15 protein-coding genes and 1 pseudogene are annotated in these 18429 nt (G+C 45.2%); 15 read left to right on the top strand and 1 reads right to left on the bottom strand.

Features of this window, described 5'->3' with window-relative positions; genetic code table 11:
• Position 1: 1 nt before the first annotated feature.
• The 12 genes and pseudogenes from fliF to tatC all read left to right on the top strand — a co-directional run bounded on the left by fliF (position 2) and on the right by tatC (position 11624).
• Positions 2-1762 (top strand): flagellar basal-body MS-ring/collar protein FliF, encoded by a 1761-nt coding sequence (gene fliF, locus L4D74_RS18175; RefSeq protein ID WP_428753798.1) that lies wholly within the window; start codon positions 2-4, stop codon positions 1760-1762.
• Positions 1728-2744: a flagellar motor switch protein FliG gene (locus L4D74_RS18170; protein ID WP_428753796.1), complete on the top strand. Its 1017-nt coding sequence runs from the start codon at positions 1728-1730 to the stop codon at positions 2742-2744. The genes fliF and L4D74_RS18170 overlap by 35 nt, the downstream gene beginning before the upstream one ends.
• A 2-nt stretch (positions 2745-2746) precedes the next feature.
• Positions 2747-3544 carry a flagellar assembly protein FliH gene (gene fliH / locus L4D74_RS18165; RefSeq protein WP_428753794.1) on the top strand — a complete coding sequence of 266 codons (798 nt, stop codon included), beginning with the start codon at positions 2747-2749 and terminating at the stop codon, positions 3542-3544.
• Positions 3537-4892 carry a FliI/YscN family ATPase gene (locus tag L4D74_RS18160; RefSeq protein ID WP_428753792.1) on the top strand — a complete coding sequence of 452 codons (1356 nt, stop codon included), beginning with the start codon at positions 3537-3539 and terminating at the stop codon, positions 4890-4892. The genes fliH and L4D74_RS18160 overlap by 8 nt, the downstream gene beginning before the upstream one ends.
• 40 nt (positions 4893-4932) lie before the next feature.
• Entirely contained in the window at positions 4933-5367 is a 435-nt protein-coding gene (fliJ, locus tag L4D74_RS18155; RefSeq protein WP_428753790.1) for a flagellar export protein FliJ, read from the top strand.
• 247 nt (positions 5368-5614) lie between these two features.
• A pseudogene (rmuC, locus tag L4D74_RS18150) lies at positions 5615-6949 on the top strand (DNA recombination protein RmuC); the annotation flags it as partial.
• 47 nt (positions 6950-6996) lie between these two features.
• Positions 6997-7779, top strand: a complete 783-nt coding sequence (ubiE, locus tag L4D74_RS18145; RefSeq protein WP_428753788.1) for a bifunctional demethylmenaquinone methyltransferase/2-methoxy-6-polyprenyl-1,4-benzoquinol methylase UbiE — start codon at positions 6997-6999, stop codon at positions 7777-7779.
• A gap of 10 nt (positions 7780-7789) precedes the next feature.
• Entirely contained in the window at positions 7790-8443 is a 654-nt protein-coding gene (locus tag L4D74_RS18140; protein ID WP_428753787.1) for a ubiquinone biosynthesis accessory factor UbiJ, read from the top strand.
• Positions 8440-10074 carry a ubiquinone biosynthesis regulatory protein kinase UbiB gene (ubiB, locus tag L4D74_RS18135; RefSeq protein WP_428753786.1) on the top strand — a complete coding sequence of 545 codons (1635 nt, stop codon included), beginning with the start codon at positions 8440-8442 and terminating at the stop codon, positions 10072-10074. The genes L4D74_RS18140 and ubiB overlap by 4 nt, the downstream gene beginning before the upstream one ends.
• A gap of 54 nt (positions 10075-10128) precedes the next feature.
• The gene (gene tatA, locus L4D74_RS18130; protein ID WP_250618787.1) at positions 10129-10386 is read left to right on the top strand and encodes a Sec-independent protein translocase subunit TatA; all 258 of its coding nucleotides are present in this window, start codon (positions 10129-10131) and stop codon (positions 10384-10386) included.
• Between the two features lie 3 nt (positions 10387-10389).
• Positions 10390-10788 carry a Sec-independent protein translocase protein TatB gene (gene tatB, locus L4D74_RS18125; RefSeq protein WP_428753784.1) on the top strand — a complete coding sequence of 133 codons (399 nt, stop codon included), beginning with the start codon at positions 10390-10392 and terminating at the stop codon, positions 10786-10788.
• A gap of 83 nt (positions 10789-10871) precedes the next feature.
• Positions 10872-11624, top strand: a complete 753-nt coding sequence (tatC, locus tag L4D74_RS18120; RefSeq protein ID WP_428753782.1) for a twin-arginine translocase subunit TatC — start codon at positions 10872-10874, stop codon at positions 11622-11624.
• A gap of 730 nt (positions 11625-12354) precedes the next feature.
• Here the strand turns inward: tatC and L4D74_RS18115 are convergent.
• Positions 12355-13116: a TatD family hydrolase gene (locus tag L4D74_RS18115; RefSeq protein ID WP_428753780.1), complete on the bottom strand. Its 762-nt coding sequence runs from the start codon at positions 13114-13116 to the stop codon at positions 12355-12357.
• A gap of 199 nt (positions 13117-13315) precedes the next feature.
• Between L4D74_RS18115 and hemB the strand changes: the two genes are divergently transcribed.
• The 3 genes from hemB (at position 13316) to polA (ending at position 18282) form a co-directional block, all read left to right on the top strand.
• On the top strand, positions 13316-14353 hold the full coding sequence (gene hemB, locus L4D74_RS18110; protein ID WP_428753779.1) for a porphobilinogen synthase: 1038 nt from the start codon (positions 13316-13318) through the stop codon (positions 14351-14353).
• 61 nt (positions 14354-14414) lie between these two features.
• Positions 14415-14870 (top strand): GNAT family N-acetyltransferase, encoded by a 456-nt coding sequence (locus L4D74_RS18105; protein ID WP_428753778.1) that lies wholly within the window; start codon positions 14415-14417, stop codon positions 14868-14870.
• A gap of 619 nt (positions 14871-15489) precedes the next feature.
• Complete coding sequence (gene polA, locus L4D74_RS18100; RefSeq protein ID WP_428753776.1) at positions 15490-18282, top strand: DNA polymerase I; 2793 nt, start codon at positions 15490-15492, stop codon at positions 18280-18282.
• Positions 18283-18429: the final 147 nt, after the last annotated feature.

The raw sequence follows: 18429 nt of genomic DNA, 5'->3' as shown, positions 1-18429 counted from the left end.
AATGTCAGAAATAACCTCTCAAGCGATACCTAGCATAACGGCGATGGATTCGTCATCCTCTAATAATCAGCCGTTGACTCAGACCAAATCAGTCGGTGATGTGAGCCAGAAGTTGAAGCGATTGTGGTCAAGCTCGCAGCGTAACCTAGTGCTGTCAGCCGTACTGGCTGCCATTGTTGCGGCGATTATCGTTGTGGCTTTATGGAGCTCGTCGCAAAGCTATCGCCCTTTATACAGTCAACAAGAACGCTTTGATACCGGTGAAATCATCTCAGTGCTGGAGTCGGAAAGCATTGCTTATCGGTTACAGGAGGAAAATGGGCAAGTCTTAGTCGCCGAAGGTCAGGTGGCGAAAGTGCGTATGTTACTTGCCGCAAAAGGCGTAAAGGCTCAACTGCCGACAGGCTTGGATGCACTGAAAGAAGACAGTTCACTTGGTACTAGTCAATTCATGGAAAACGCTCGTTATCGTCATGGGTTGGAGGGCGAGTTAGTTCGCACCATTATTTCCTTAAATTCGATAGTGAATGCGAGAGTTCATCTTGCGATACCTCGTCAGACGTTGTTTGTCCGCCAGCAAAGTGAAGAGCCTTCTGCTTCAGTTATGCTTGAACTCAAGACCGGTGATGACCTAAAACCGGAGCAAGTGGAGGCCATTGTTAACTTGGTGGTGGGCAGTGTGACGGCAATGAAACCTGAGTTTGTTTCCGTTATTGATCAATATGGTCGATTGCTTAGTGCTGATATTGGCTCGATGGAAGCCGGTAAGGTAAATGCAAAATATCTAGACTATCAGAAGAGTGTCGAAAAGCAGGTGATTCAACGCGCGGCCGATATGCTCACGCCTATTGTTGGACCAAGTAACTACCGGGTTCAAGTTGCTGCCGATCTTAACTTCAGTCAAGTGGAAGAAACGCAAGAGATCCTTGATTCGACTCCTGTCGTTCGTAATGAACACAGTATTCAAAATAATAGCATCGATAATATTGCGTTAGGTATTCCCGGAGCGTTAAGTAACCAGCCACCGGTTACGGGTGAGGTCGAAACACAAGACAGTAAAAATACCAACGCGCGCAGTGAGTTGAATCGCCAGTATGCGGTGGGCAGCAGTATTCGCCGAACGCAATATCAGCAAGGCGAAGTAGAGCAATTAAGTGTGTCGGTATTGCTTAATGAAGCGGCAGCGCCGAATGGTACAGCCTGGACAGACGCTGAACGCAATCAGATTTCGGACATGATTATGGATGCGGTGGGGATCTCTGCAGGTCGTGGCGATCGCCTTAACGTGATGAGCTTTAACTTTACGCCGATTGAAATTGACGTTCCAGTTGCCATGCCATGGTGGCAAGATCCGACGGTCCAGCAACCTTTACGTTATGTGATTGGCGGCTTGCTGGGTATGGCGATGATTATGTTTGTGTTGCGTCCTTTGATCATGCATTTAACGGGTGCCGATCAGCGCAATGTAAACCTTGAGTTTGCTGAGAGTCCTCAGGATGACTATCAAGAAAATGTGCAAACTAGAGAAGAGCGAGAGCGAGAGGAATTGCTCAATCGCAAGCTGTCTGAGAAGGGAATTACGTCGGCTTCATCGGGTCTGGATGCGAGCAGCGATATGTTACCGCCGGCGGGTTCTCCGCTAGAGATTCAATTAAAACATCTGCAGCTTATTGCTAACGAAGAGCCTGAGCGTGTCGCAGAAGTACTAAAACAATGGGTGAACGTGAATGAAAACAGCGCAGTCAAAAGCAGCCACGCTTAGTCATGTTGAGCGCACAGCGCTTGTATTGCTAGGGATGGGAGAAGATGCCGCCGCACAGGTATTTCAACATTTCACTCGTGATGAAACCCAGCGTGTGACCAAAGCAATGGCACGGTTGAGTGGTATCAAAAGTGATAATGCTAAGCAGGTGATTCAACATTTTTTTGATGACTTTCGTCAACATAGTGGCATACGCGGCGCCTCCAAAGCGTATTTATCGAATACGTTACGTAAAGCTTTGGGGAATGATTTAGCCAAAGGGCTGCTCAATAATTTATATGGCGATGAGATTCGCAATAACATGCAACGGCTGCAGTGGGTTGATGCGGACACGCTGGCTCGTTTTATTTCACAAGAGCACCCTCAGATGCAGGCTATTTTCTTGGCTTATTTGCCCCCAGAAACGTCCTCTAAGGTATTGGAGCAGTTACCGGCGGATTACCATGATGAGCTGCTGTATCGGATTGCTCGCTTACAGGACATCGACCATGACGTGGTCAGTGATCTTAATGAGTTGATTGAACGTTGTATTGAGCATGTATCTAGCAGCCAAAGTGCGCCACTATCTGGTGTTAAACAGGTGGCGGATATTATTAATCGTTTCTCTGGAGACAAGGGCATGCTGATGGAAATGCTCAAACTTCATGATGAAGACGTGGTGAATGAAATTGAAGAAAACATGTTTGACTTTATGGTACTTGGACGGCAGCGTGAAGACACGATGGACCGGTTGGTGCAGCAAGTGCCGCTTGAGTTATGGGGGACAGCACTGAAAGGGGCGGAAATTGCTCTGCAACAAGCAATAAAACGCTCTATGCCTCAGCGTTTAGTTCAAGCGCTGGAAGATGATATGCAATTGCGGGGCGCTGTTCCTGTTAGTGCAGTTGAGCGGGCGCGCAGTGAGATTATGCAGATGGTTAAGGCCATGTCTGAGGCGGGCGAAATAGAATTGGTGTTGTATGAAGAGCAGACGGTGGAATAGTGATGACTCAGAAATACAGAACGTCATTTTCAGCAAAAAACGTTCTTGCCGTAGAGAATAAACCGATACTTCGCTTAGCCGCTTCTGAGTATAGACTTCATCGCTTCCCTCCTGTCGCCCCCGTAATTCAGGATAATGAGCTTTCTTCGGAAATGATGTGGGGAGAAGAAGCGTCACAGGCAGACGTGCAAGAAAAACTCGAGATAGGATTTCAGCAAGGGCTTGAGCAAGGGCATCGAGAAGGGGTGCAACAAGGTCTTGAACAAGGGCAGCAGCAAGGGCTGCTTGAAGGGCAGAAGGAAGGGTTTCAAAAAGGGTTTATTTCCGGTGAGCAGTCAGGAAAGCAGGCTTTTTTAGAGGCAATTAAACCCGTCAACGAGATTTACCATCATTTAGAGCGTTGGCAGGAAGAGAAAGATCAACAGCAGCGCCACGTGATTTGTGAATTAGTGCAAAAGGTTGCCCAGCAGGTCATTCGTGCAGAACTGACGCTTATGCCGCAGCAAATACTTGCGCTGGTGGATGAAACGTTGGAAGCGATGCCAGGTAAGACTGAAAAAGTGACGGTGCATTTGAATCCGCAAGATTTAGAGCGTATCGCCAACATCAATGCCGAACTGCCACATAATTGGAAATTGGTGGCAAAAGCAGAACTTCCTGTGGGCGGTTGTCATTTGGTCACGGATGATGCAGAAGCGGATGCCAGTTGTGATGCGCGCTTAGAAACGTGTATGGATAATGTGAAGAATCATCTACTTGATGAAACATTGCCAGCGCGACATGAGTCCAATCATGACTAGCGCTGCGTTGTTACCTTTGACGGCGAGGCTTCATGATGCGATGGCGTCACTAGAGGCGGTGCCGGTTGCGAAAGTGACAGGCCGCTTAGTTAAAGTGAATGGATTAATGCTGCAAGCGGTGGGTTGCCGTTTTAAGCTTGATCAACGATTTTTGGTTGAAACGGCAGAAGGCGACATGATTGAAGCGCAAGTGGTTGGGTTTGATCATACGATAGCTTATCTCATGCCGATTCGTCGCTTAGGAGGCTTATTTGCCGGCGCTAAGGTGATTCCATTAGAAGGGGACAGCCATGTGCACCTGGGGCATCACTGGTTAGGACGTGTGGTTAATGGTTTAGGTGAAGTTCTTGATGATGGGGCGCCGCTAACCGGGGGGGATCGAGTATCGCTGGATCCTCAGCCGATTAATCCATTAAAACGTCGTCCGGTAGACACACCCCTTGATGTGGGAGTGCGTGCCATTAATGGTTTGCTTACCGTGGGAAAAGGCCAACGAATTGGATTAATGGCCGGCAGTGGAGTCGGGAAAAGTGTCTTGATGGGGATGATTACCCAAAACACCGAAGCTGACGTCATTGTGGTCGGGCTTATTGGTGAGCGAGGTCGTGAGGTGCGTGAGTTTGTTGAGCGTAATCTCACACCAGAATCCCGACGCAAAGCCATTATTATTGCCGCGCCCGCGGATGAATCACCGTTGATGCGATTACGAGCTACATTGCTGTGTCACCGAGTCGCCGAATATTTTCGTGACAAAGGTAAAGATGTCTTGTTGTTGATGGATTCATTAACACGTTATGCCATGGCTCAGAGAGAAATTGCTTTAGCATTGGGAGAGCCACCTGCTTCACGGGGGTATCCGCCTTCAGTCTTTAGTATCTTGCCGCAATTGTTAGAAAGAGCAGGGAACAGTGAGCACCCCGATGGCAGTCTTACGGCGATCTACACGGTACTAGCGGAAGGTGATGATCAGCAAGACCCGGTGGTCGACTCTGCGCGAGCTATATTAGATGGTCACGTTGTGCTTTCTAGGCAGCTTGCGGAGCAAGGGCATTATCCAGCGATAGATATTAATGCGTCGATTAGCCGATGCATGAATGCTTGTACTGAAAAGCCACATCACATGATTGCTAATCAATTTCGTCAATGCTATGCCAGCTACTTGCAGGTCAAAGAGCTGTTGCCGCTAGGCGGTTATCAACCTGGGCAAGATCCCGAGCTTGATCGCGCAGTGATGATGCATCCTCAATTGAAAGCCTATTTACTTCAAGGCGCTGACGAGACGTTGGATTACTCGCAAAGCTTAACGCAATTGGCGCAGCTCTTTGCCAGTGAAGCGACATCGTCGTAAGAGTGCCAATATTGCGTGCTGACTATCAGGGAAGGGTATCATGGAGAGTAAAATAAAAGCGGTCGGTGCGTTGACTATGCTTGAAGAAACTCAACGCGACCGAATTGGATCACAACTGGATGCTGCACGTCAACAAACCGAGAAACTCGAGTCGCGATTATCGGCATTAGCTGAACTGAAATCCTTTCACCATGGTCATGGAGTGCAATCTCGTAGTCGACTGAGTTTGATGAACATGACAATGGTCGATCGTATGTTGCAAGGCATGTTAAACCACCAAGTTCATGAGCAGGCGGTGATGCAGGCGGAGTGTCATGCTATACAGGCACAATTGCAGCAAAAGTCGCAGCGCGTACATGGCTTAGAGCAAGTGCTTGAGCGTTGGAAAAGCAAGCAAAAATATGAAAAAGCCAAACGTGATCAAAAGCTAATGGAAGACATAATTAATTCGCGACTTAAGCTGAGAAAACTGTAAATATCTGGACATTTATCCAGTATAAATTACCATTAGCATTAGACGAAACGCTGATGGCTGACCAAACATGCAATGGATAATTGATCACCAAACTCTCCTACTTTCAATCACTTCAATCTCTACCTGCCTGGGTTTTTCGGCAGCCGCCATATTTCATTTTAAAGCGCGACAAACCGCTGAAATCATCGAGCAAAAAGCAGACATGGTTCAAATGAACTTAGAACAAGAGATTGACCGTTTGCAGCAGGCATTAAAAGAAGCCAAGCAAGAGTTAGACGAGCTTGATGATGAGCGAGATAAATCGGCATTTGAGCTTAAACAAGCCCACGGTAAGGTGATGGCTGCGGTGGAAAAACTGCGCTATTTTGAGGCGGTGAAACAAGAGCGTCAGCACTATGCTGAGGAACTTGAACGTGTGCGTCAGGCGCGCGCCTTATCGGAAACCGAATTACGCGAGCAGCTGGCCACCTTTCAACAGCAGCAGCGTTCAGATACCGAAAAGTTGCAGCTTCTTGAGCAATCGGAGTTGCGATTAAAAGAGCAATTTGAGCGCTTGGCTAACCAAGTGTTAGAAGCCAATAGCAATAAAGTGGATGCGCAGAACCGCCAGAGTCTTGATGGTATTTTAACGCCTTTAAAACAACAGCTTGAAGGGTTTAAAAAGCAGGTCAATGACAGCTTTAACCAAGAAGCGAAAGAGCGCCATACCCTAGTACATGAACTGAAAAACCTGCAGCGCTTGAATGATCAGATGACTCGCGAGGCGATGAACTTAACTCAGGCACTCAAGGGTGATAACAAACAGCAAGGTAACTGGGGAGAAGTGGTGCTTGCACGCGTACTCGCCGAGTCTGGCTTACGTGAAGGGCATGAATACGAAACTCAGGTGAATTTGCAAAATGAAGCGGGTAAGCGTTTTCAACCAGATGTGATTGTACATTTACCACAAGATAAACAAGTTGTGATTGACTCTAAAATGGCGCTGGTGGCTTTTGAGCGTTATTTCAATGCCGATCTAGATACAGAGAAAGAGCAGGCGTTGCGCGATCACTTACTAGCGCTAAGAAATCACATTCGTGGTTTATCACAAAAAGACTATCACCAACTGAAAGGTATTCGTTCACTGGATTACGTATTGATGTTTATTCCAGTTGAGCCTGCTTTTCAGGTCGCGATTCAAGCTGATCCAAGTTTGGTAAAAGATGCGATGGAGCACAATATTATTGTCGTGAGCCCGACCACACTGTTGGTGGCCTTACGTACCATCGATAATTTGTGGCGTAACGAAAGGCAGAATCAAAATGCGCAAATTATTGCCGATAAAGCAAGCAAACTGTATGACAAGCTAAGATTGTTTGTCGATGATATGGAAGCACTAGGCGGCGCATTAGATAAAGCGAATCAGAATTATCAAGGTGCCATGAATAAACTGGCGACTGGGCGAGGAAACGCCATTCGTCAGGCTGAAAGCTTTAAAGAGCTGGGTGTGGAAGTGAAACGCTCAATTTCTTCCTCCATCACAGAAATTGCACAAAATGATGCGTTGGTGGAAAGACAACCAGAGACGGATAAAGTAAACTGACCGTCGGCAGCGCCGGGGTAATGTTGCGCTGCGTATGAGGAAGGATAATGACGGATACTAACGTGCAATCGAATCAAGTAAATCAACAAGATGAAACCACGCATTTTGGTTTCGAAACGGTTTCTAAGGGTGAAAAAGTCACGCGTGTTGCGGAGGTTTTTCACTCAGTAGCCGCTAAGTACGACATTATGAACGATCTAATGTCGGGCGGAGTCCATCGATTATGGAAACGCTTTACGATTGATTGCAGTGGTGCAAGACCGGGTCAGCGTATTCTTGACTTAGGTGGCGGTACGGGCGATCTTACGGCGAAGTTCTCACGTATTGTCGGTGATCAAGGCCACGTTATCTTGGCGGATATCAACAACTCCATGCTGAATGTGGGTCGTGATAAGTTAAGAGATACGGGCATCGTTGGTAATGTTCATTATGTCCAAGCGAACGCTGAAGAACTGCCATTCCCAGACAATTATTTTGATTGTATTACGATCAGCTTCTGCCTTCGTAATGTCACGGACAAAGATAAAGCGTTACGTTCAATGTATCGCGTGCTTAAGCCGGGTGGTCGTTTATTGGTTTTAGAGTTCTCTAAACCTATCTTAGATCCGCTGTCAAAAATTTATGACGCCTACTCTTTCCACTTATTGCCGAAAATAGGTGAAATTGTGGCAAATGATGCCGAGAGTTACCGTTATTTGGCCGAGTCTATCCGTATGCACCCAGATCAAGAAACATTGGAAGGGATGATGCAAGAAGCCGGCTTTGAACATACTAAGTACTTTAACCTGACCGGTGGTATTGTCGCCTTGCACCGCGGCTATAAATTCTAAGGATAGGTAAATGCCATTTGATCCACTAGTGACGGCGGTGGTTGAGACCACGCTGAATACTTTGATTAAAGATGATGATGACCTCGTTAAACGCGTGGCTCGTTTAAAAGGTCAAGCCATCCAAATTCACCTGCGTGAGTTCAATAAGTCGCTGACCTTTATCTTTAGCCATCAATTAGATGTGTTAGCGAACTATGAAGGGGTGGCGAATTGTTCGCTGTCGCTGAATTTATCTGTGCTACCTGAACTAAGAGAGCAGGCCAATATCACTCGTTTGATTAAGCAAGATAAGCTTGAACTTGAAGGCGATATTCAACTGGCACAAAAGTTTGCTCAATTAATGACTGACTGTAAGCCTGATTTGGAAGAGTGGTTATCTCGTGTGACGGGCGATGTCGTTGCACATACCCTTGTACAAAGTGCCAAAGGGGCGGTTGGTTTTGTTTCTTCTCAAGTAAGAAAGCATCAAGATCACTTAGGACAAGTGCTGACGGAAGAGTGGAAAATAGCACCTGCACCACTAGAAATTGCAGCGTTTTGCGATCAAGTGGATGATGTGCGCAGTGCGGCAGACAAGCTTGCTGTGCGTATTGAGCGTTTATTGGAAGCCAATGCGTTGAATGCGCTTGCAGCTTCGAAAGAAGATAACTCGGAGCCCCTATGACTCCGAGTGAAATGAAGCGGTTATATCAAATTGTCAAAGTGCAGCTAGAGTATGGTTTAGATGAGTTGGTTCCAACGCATCAGTTAACCAAGGCTCCTTTACTAGCACGAAAATCCCTATTTTGGATTAAAAATGCTCACCCAGAAAAGCCCCTAGGTGAGCGTTTACGTTTAGCTTTGCAGGAATTGGGGCCGGTTTGGGTGAAGTTTGGTCAAATGATGTCGACGCGCCGAGATCTGTTTCCCCCTCATATTGCTGACCAGCTTGCTTTGCTACAAGACCAAGTCTCTGCGTTTGATGGTGAGTTGGCAAAGACGCATATTGAAAACGCATTGGGTGGTTCAGTTGAACAATGGTTTAGTGACTTTGATGTACAACCACTCGCATCAGCGTCGATCGCTCAGGTTCATACCGCCAAGCTAAAAGAAAGTGGACGCGAGGTGGTGCTCAAAGTTATTCGCCCTGATATTCGTCCTGTCATCGATGCGGATATTAAGTTGATGTATCGTTTGGCACGTATTGTTGAAAAAGCGCTGCCAGAAGCTCGTCGTCTGAAACCGGTTCAGGTTGTAAGAGAATATGAGAAAACGCTGCTAGATGAGTTGGATTTGCGTCGCGAGGCAGCCAATGCCATTCAACTTAGACGCAACTTTGAAGGCAGTGAAGAGCTGTATGTTCCTGAGGTATTACCGGATTTTAGCAGTGAAAGCCTGATGGTTTCCGAGCGAATCTATGGGATTCAAGTAAGCGATATTCCTACCTTGCAAGCCAATGGCACCAATATGAAGTTGTTGGCTGAGCGTGGTGTGAGTGTCTTCTTTACGCAAGTTTTTCGAGACAGCTTTTTTCATGCAGACATGCACCCTGGTAATGTGTTTGTTAGTTATGAGCATCCAGAGAACCCTAAATGGATTGGTTTGGATTGTGGCATTGTCGGTACGTTAAATAGTGAAGATAAGCGTTATTTGGCTGAAAACTTATTGGCGTTCTTTAACCGAGACTACCGAAAAGTAGCGGAGCTGCATGTGGACTCTGGTTGGGTGCCAGCCGATACGAATGTGGATGAGTTTGAGTTCTCTATACGTATGGTGTGTGAGCCGATTTTTGCTAAGCCGTTGGGTGAAATCTCGTTTGGTCATGTCCTACTTAATTTATTCAACACTGCTCGTCGCTTTAATATGGAGGTTCAGCCTCAATTAGTGTTGTTGCAAAAGACGTTATTGTACATTGAGGGGTTGGGTCGCCAGCTATATCCACAACTCGATTTGTGGGAAACCGCGATGCCATTTTTGGAAAAGTGGATGGCCAATCAAGTGGGACCTCAAGCTGTTATTAATGGTATTAAGGAGCGCGCGCCATTTTGGGCAGAAAAGTTACCTGAATTACCAGAGTTGCTGTACGATAGCTTGAAACAAGGTCGCATGATGAATCAGCGTGTAGACACGCTTTATCATGGGTATCGTGAAACAAAACGGCAACATGCGACTGGACAATTTTTATTTGGCGTTGGTGCGACTTTAATCGTATGCTCAGCCATATTGCTAGAAGGGTCTTACCAAGAGTTATCCGGTGTATCCGGTGCTGTCGGTATCACATTTTGGCTGTTAAGTTGGCGTAGTTATCGACGTTAAGCGATAAACTTCAATTTTATTATTCTTTGTTAATCAAGACCCGAGGTAAAGAAAATGGGTGGTATTAGTATTTGGCAACTTCTTATTATTGCTGTCATCGTTGTACTGTTATTCGGCACTAAGAAATTACGCGGAATTGGTGGTGATTTAGGTGGTGCAGTAAAAGGCTTCAAAAAAGCCATGAGCGAAGATGAGTCTGCGGATAAGTCTAAGACAAAAGATGCGGACTTTGAGCCGAAGAATCTTGAGCAACAGAAAACGGAAGCTCAAGCGGAACCAACGGAAACTAAGAAAGACAAAGAGCAGGTTTAATCTGTGTTTGATATCGGTTTTTGGGAACTGGTACTCATATCGGTGGTTGGTTTAGTCGTTCTTGGACCAGAGCGTTTACCAACTGCTATCCGCAGCGTCTCTCGTTTCATTAGTTCAGCAAAGAGCATGGCAAATAATGTCAAAGACGAGCTCGCGCATGAACTTAAGGTTCAGGAGTTGCAAGAAAATTTGCGTAAAGCTGAGAAAATGGGCATGGAAGACCTGTCTCCAGAACTGAAAAGTTCTGTAGAAGAACTCAAGCAAGCTGCGCAAGAGGTTACTCGTCCTTATGCTAAGGACAAGGTGAAAACAACCACACCAGATGCGTCAGAGCCTTCATCAGTCGTTGAAGAGGTGGTTAAACCTGTGGAAACTGAGTCGCCAGATAAAAAAGTGCAATAAGGGCGGTAATCCGCTCTTATTTTTTATATATCGAAGATAGCCCTGCTTTAGTTTAGTCATCTTCTTATTTGTTTGAGGTTTTCATGTCTACCGTTGAACAGACGCAACCTTTAATTAGCCATTTGCTCGAATTAAGAAACAGATTGTTGCGTGCAATTGGTGCCGTGCTGGTTGTTTTTATTTGTTTGATTTATTTCTCTGGCGATATCTACGACTTTGTTTCCAAACCACTCGTTGAGCGTTTGCCTGAAGGGGCAACGATGATTGCGACCGATGTGGCATCGCCGTTTTTTACGCCACTTAAATTAACGCTCATCGCTTCAATATTTATATCCGTACCTTTTATATTGCATCAGGTATGGTCGTTTGTTGCGCCAGGCTTGTACAAGCATGAAAAACGCTTAGTCATGCCGTTGATGTTTTCTAGCTCATTGCTATTTTATTGTGGTGTGGCGTTTGCCTACTTTGTGGTCTTTCCCTTAGTGTTTGGCTTTTTTACTGCCATTTCATTGGGTGGTGTTGAGTTTGCTACCGATATATCGAGCTATCTCGATTTTGTGTTAGCGCTGTTTTTAGCGTTTGGTATCGCCTTTGAAGTACCCGTTGCTATCATTTTATTGTGCTGGACTGGCGCAACGGATGTAAAAAGCTTGAAAGAGAAGCGCCCGTATATTGTGGTTGGGGCGTTTATTGTCGGCATGATGCTAACGCCACCCGATATGATTTCACAAACATTGTTAGCGATTCCAATGTGTTTGTTGTTCGAAGTCGGATTGTTCTTTGCTAGGTTCTACACTCGTAAAGATGATGAGTTAGAAGAGCAAGACGAAGATTAAATCAAAGACAAATAAAAATAGCGGCGATTGAGCCGCTATTTTTTTAACTTTTCACCCTGATGGTATAGCCGCATGCACAGCAAATATAGATTTGCTTTATTCCAATAAGCTTTTGCCAAATGGAACGCTTATGGCGTAGTAGCAAGGCTCCGTGCTCACACATGTTTATCTCCGTATTGTCCATAAAATGCTCTTACTGGGCGGCATCGACAATGCATTCTATTGACAGTTAGATTGACTGGGAATGCCAATTTGGAAGCAATGTCACAATTTGATATAAATGGAGTGAATGGGGTTTGGATTAAGTGTGAGGACTATATATTTGTCAGGCGATGCTGAATGTCAGTCGTGAATTGAGCCTAGGGCGGCTGAATCAGTCTTGGAATGTTATATGAGAACAGATAGCTCGGATTAGATAGACAAAAGCCACCTTTGATGACGGTGGCTTGATTTTGTAGACGTAGAGTTGGGTCGGCTATCTAACAATGACCGTATGGCCGCACCCTGAGCAAATATAAATTTCTTTAATGCCCTTTAATCGTTGCCAAAGCGTACGTTTTTGTCGTTGTAATAAACTGCCGTGTTCGCACATACTCACCTACCTAATATGACTCAGAAGTTGGTATGACGACCAACCAATATGCTATGGGTGAGTATTCTACTTGTTGCCCTTGTGTTGTTCTATCTTTTTGTGATGTTAATTCAATATTTGTATATGCTTTTTATATAGTTACAGCGAAAATAGCGCTTTTGCATTGCCTGTTGTCATCTCGATCAGCGATGCCTTATCGGTCTCTTTATACTGCGCCATTCGATCAACGATCAAAGAGGTATAGGCAGGCTCATTGCGTTTCCCTCTATGCGGGACTGGCGCTAAGTAGGGGCAATCAGTCTCAAGAAGCAGCCACTTTGCATCGAGCTCAGGAATAACTTTATCCATACCCGCATTCTTAAATGTTGAAACGCCACCAATGCCTAGATGAAAGCCTAATTCATTGATCGCTTTTGCTTCTTCTAAGCTACCGCCAAAACAGTGGAAAACCCCTTTCAATGTACCGTCTTGTTCTTTTCTAAGCAGCGAAAGAGTTTCTTCAATGGAATCTCGAGTATGAATCACAACGGGAAGGTTACGCTCTTTAGCCCAATTGAGTTGGGTGATGAAGGCATATTCTTGCTCGGCTTTGTAAGTTTTATCCCAATAGAGATCGATGCCAATTTCACCCACGGCAATAAAGTTGTGTTTATCGAACCAAGCATGGATCTCGTTGAGGGTGTCTTTGACATTACCATCGACGTAACAGGGGTGCAGACCCATCATTGAACGACAAATGGATGGATAAGCCGCTTCGGTGGCGAGCATAGGCTCAATTGATGCTAAATCGATGTTCGGTAAGAGGATCTTTTCTACGCCAGCAGCAAGTGCGCGTTGTACTACGTCATCTCTATCTGCATCAAACTCTTCGGCGTATATGTGGGCATGGGTGTCGATCATAGGATTACTTTACTGTCTAAATGATGGTGTAAGTATATACACAAGTTCTTGCGGCGAAAATCACTGTCGTGATATCAACCGATACAATATATAGGGCGATGCAATTGAATGTGGATCGGCATTTTCCAGTATTACTACTAGCATGCAGCATTGAGAGTGCTATGCTTGGTTTTCGCATTTTCCAGACAAGGAGCACAAAGTGTCTGTATCGATTCAAGGTCAATTTCCAGCAAGACGTATGCGCCGTTTGCGCAAGCACGATTTTAGCCGTCGCTTGATGGCGGAAAACCAGATTTCTGTCGATGATTTGATTTACCCAATGTTTATTTTGATGGGTAAAAATCGTCGTGAATCGGTGGAGTCGATGCCAGGTGTTGAACGCCTGTCTATTGATTTGATGCTGGAAGAAGCCGAGTACTTAGCAAAGTTGGGCGTGCCAGCAATAGCGCTATTCCCGGTCGTCAACCAAGATGCCAAAAGTATCTGCGCAGCTGAAGCCTACAATCCAGAAGGACTTGTGCAACGCGCGGTGAAGTTACTGAAGCAAAACGTACCAGATATGGGTGTCATTACTGATGTGGCTTTGGACCCGTTCACTACTCATGGTCAAGATGGCATTATTGACGATGATGGTTATGTACAAAATGATGAGACAACCGAAGTGCTGATCAAGCAGGCGTTGTCGCATGCTGAAGCAGGGGCTGATGTGGTTGCCCCGTCTGATATGATGGATGGACGTATCGGAAGAATTCGTGAGGCGCTAGAAGAAGCGGGTTATATTCATACTCAAATCATGGCGTACTCAGCAAAATATGCATCTAACTACTATGGGCCATTCCGTGATGCCGTCGGTTCAGCATCGAACCTGAAAGGGGGAAATAAGAAAAATTACCAGATGGATCCTGCCAATAGTGATGAAGCCTTGCACGAAGTGGCAATGGACATCAATGAAGGGGCGGATATGGTGATGGTGAAGCCAGGAATGCCATATCTTGATGTGGTACGCCGAGTGAAATCTGAACTTCAGGTGCCGACGTTTGCCTATCAAGTCTCGGGTGAGTATGCGATGCACAAAGCCGCGATTCAAAATGGCTGGCTTAAAGAGCGCGAGACGGTGCTTGAATCACTGGTTTGTTTCAAGCGAGCGGGAGCCGATGGCATTCTTACCTATTTTGCTAAAGATGTAGCAGAATGGCTTGCTGAAACGAATGGTGAGGCAAAAAGTCACCTTCGTTAAGTGGAAGTATTAGTGTGTCATGAAGGTCGGCATCTGCCGACCTTTTTTATGGGAGAAAGGTATGTTGATTCGCGAAGGTAGCTTGAAAGAAGTCGCTGAAATTGTTGCGACCATAGATGAGTTTTCTCATAAGGAAAGTGTAGAGAGCTTAGCATCTCGTTTAAGTGACAGACGCAGCCTTGTTTTGGTGGCAGAAAGCAGTGGCGAGCTACTTGGGTTTAAAATTGGTTATGAAATTGATAATCACACTTTTTATAGCTGGTTTGGGGGGGTGACAAGTCACGCTCGTCGACTCGGGGTTGCACAGGCGTTACTTGAGTGGCAAGAACGCTGGGTGACGGCACAGTCTTACCAAGCCATTACAGTCAAATCCAGAAATCAGTTTCCTTCAATGTTGAGATTGCTGCTCAAAAATGGCTACTTGATCGAGGGATATGAACAAAGGACGCCTTTGATAGAGTCACGGATCATGTTTATCAAAACGCTAGGCAGTGGAAATAAAAGCACGGCTAATTAAATGATAATAATTCGCAATTAGTTGTTGACGATTTAAATGAGAATGATTATTATTAGTCTCGTCTTAAGGGGAAACACTCCAGATAAGCCTATTTTTTAAGCGGTGCTTTTAGGGTAGAGGTTATCAGCGGAATGGATTCGTTTTTGACACGACATTGCTCACATTGCTTCCAGTGTATTTATAGCTTTTGGTAGGGTAGATGTACTCAGTTTTGAGATGCCCATCCCTCTATTTTGCTAGGCGACATCTATGATGTCGCTTTTTTTCTATCTAAAATTTGCTCGTTCTATCTACACAGCTTGTCAGCACTGTATTCTATACCATGAGATTTCCCGCCAAAATGGTTTTCCACATTGCGTGATCTATTAAGGATCATCTCCATTGTGGTTGATCTGTATTATTTTCCTTTTAAAACAGTATGTTACCTGTGTTTTTTTTAGTGGCTTGTAAAGTTATTGTCAAGCGTTAACAACACTATAAACAGACTTATCCACAGGCGAGGGGAGAGATTACCTTACTAAAAGGTGAGCGCTGTGTATCTAACCAGTGAAAGGTCATAGCATAGTGTAAACAGACGTGGCATCCTTAGACTAAATCCCCCAATTTTGGATGACTAGACATGGCTCATATACCAGACAACCCGCTGATTCTTATTGATGGCTCTTCTTATCTTTATCGCGCATTTCACGCTTACCCTGAAACGATGAGTAACGGTGAGATCCCCACCAATGCGGTTTATGGTGTTGTGAATATGCTGAGAAGCATGATGCGACAATTTGCCTCTGATCGTATTGCGGTTGTGTTTGATGCTAAAGGCAAAACATTCCGCGACGATATGTATCCTGAATACAAAGCGAATCGTCCCCCTATGCCTGATGATCTTCGTTGCCAAATTGAGCCGCTGCATAATGTTATTCGAGCGATGGGGTTACCACTGATTTGTGTACCCGGCGTGGAAGCAGATGATGTGATTGGAACATTAGCTCACCAAGCTTCTCAAGCCGGTATGCCGGTACTAATCAGTACTGGTGATAAAGATATGGCTCAATTGGTTGATGAGAATGTGACACTTATAAATACCATGACGAATACCGTCATGGATGTTGAAGGTGTTGTCGAGAAGTTTGGTATTCCACCTGAGTTGATTATTGACTATCTAGCCTTAATGGGTGACAAAGTTGATAACATTCCAGGCGTACCCGGCGTTGGGGACAAGACCGCCACCGCTTTATTGCAAGGTATCGGTAGTATCCAAAGTATTTATGAGCGTCTTGATGATATCGCAGCCCTCGGTTTCCGCGGGTCGAAAACGATGGCTAAAAAGCTGGTAGAGCATAAAGATAACGCGACGCTTTCTTATGAACTCGCTACGATAAAACTTGATGTTGAGCTTGATTACAAACCAGATGAGCTACTGAAACAGACGCCAAATACCGACGAGTTGACGACCTTATTTGCTCAGTTGACGTTTAAGTCGTGGTTGAATGAGTTGCTAGAAGGTGGCACTGGTGAGGTTGTTGCGGACTCTCGTTCAGCATCTGGTTCTGCTTCTTCGAAAGACTCTGACTCTGATATGGATGTGTCTGCGGTAACGATTGATCGCAGTGAATATGAGACGATTTTAACCGAAGCGCAGTTTGCTACTTGGCTTGAAAAGCTTAAGTCGAGCTCGGTATTTGCCTTAGATACTGAAACCGACAGCCTTAATTATATGGTGGCGAACCTTATTGGCTTGTCATTTGCTACTGAAGAAGGTGTTGCTGCGTACCTTCCTGTTGCGCACGACTATATGGGCGCACCAGAGCAACTTGATAGAGATTGGGTACTTGCACAGTTAAAGCCTCTACTTGAAGACCCAAGTCTAAAGAAAGTGGGTCAGAACTTGAAATACGATGCCAGTGTATTAGCTCGTTATGATATCGAGCTGAAAGGTATTCAATTTGACACCATGTTAGCGTCTTATGTTTACAACAGTGTGGGTGGTAAGCATGACATGGATAGTCTGGCACTGCGATTCCTACAGCATAGCTGTATTTCTTTCGAACAAATTGCAGGTAAGGGCAAGTCTCAGCTGACATTTAACCAGATTGAATTAGATGAAGCTTCGCCTTATGCCGCGGAAGACGCAGATGTGACGCTAAGACTGCATCAACGTTTAAACAGTGAGATTGAAAAAAATGAAGCCCTTCAGCGGATCTATCAAGAGATAGAAGTCCCACTGGTTCCTGTACTGTCACGCATCGAACGAACCGGCGTACTCATTGACGATATGTTATTGGGGGCACAATCTCAAGAACTAGCCGTTAGACTAGATGAACTCGAACAGCAAGCTTACGACGTGGCTGGTCAAGAGTTTAACCTTAGTTCGCCGAAGCAATTACAAGCTATCTTATTTGAGAAAATGGCACTGCCCGTGATCAAGAAAACGCCATCAGGTGCACCCTCTACCAATGAAGAAGTGTTGCAAGAGTTAGCGTTGGACTATCCGTTACCAAAACTAATTTTAGAGTATCGTGGCTTAGCAAAATTGAAGTCCACGTATACCGATAAATTACCGAAGATGATTAACCCAGAAACAGGCAGAGTCCATACGTCATATCACCAAGCGGTGACAGCGACAGGCCGTCTCTCGTCGACCGATCCTAACTTGCAAAATATCCCAATCAGGAATGAAGAGGGGCGTCGGATTCGTCAAGCGTTTGTTGCACCGCACGGTTGGAAGATTTTGGCTGTCGATTACTCTCAAATTGAGCTGAGAATTATGGCGCATTTGTCCGGTGATCCGGCACTTCTGGAAGCTTTTAAATTGGGCAAAGATATTCATGCTGCTACCGCGGCTGAAATTCTTGGGGTTGATATTGAGCAGGTATCGACAGAACAGCGCCGCCGAGCGAAAGCGATCAACTTTGGTTTGATTTATGGGATGAGTGCATTCGGTTTGTCGAAGCAATTAGGTATTCCACGCCGCGAAGCTCAAGAGTATATGGATACGTATTTTGAGCGTTATCCTGGTGTGATGCAGTATATGGAAGATACTCGTTCCGCCGCGTCTGAAAATGGCTATGTGGAAACGATCTTTGGTCGTCGTCTGCACTTACCTGAAATTAAGTCTCGTAATGCCATGCGTCGTAAAGCGGCAGAGCGAGCAGCGATCAATGCGCCAATGCAAGGCACAGCGGCCGATATTATTAAGAAAGCGATGCTGCTTGTTGATGAGTGGGTTGAAAATGAAGGCGATGGAAAGGTTCGTATTTTAATGCAGGTTCACGATGAATTGGTATTTGAAGTGGAATCGTCATTCTTAGGCGAAATTGAAAGTAAAATACAAGAGTTGATGGAATCTGCAGCAGATCTTGCTGTACCGTTAGTTGCCGATTCTGGTCATGGAGACAATTGGGATCAGGCTCATTAGACAGTTATTGACCATTATTAGATAAAAATCATGAGCCAGCGCACAAACACTGGCTTTTTTGTATCAAGAATAAAGCGATATTCGTTTGATTCATTTCGTTGGTTAATAAAAATATGGTGAAAAAAAACTACAAAATCTGTTTCATTT

This window comes from Vibrio cionasavignyae, assembly GCF_050337155.1.
Taxonomy (GTDB): domain Bacteria; phylum Pseudomonadota; class Gammaproteobacteria; order Enterobacterales; family Vibrionaceae; genus Vibrio; species Vibrio nomapromontoriensis.
Note: the sequence above shows the minus strand (reverse complement) of the source record. Positions and strands in the feature narration are given on the sequence as shown.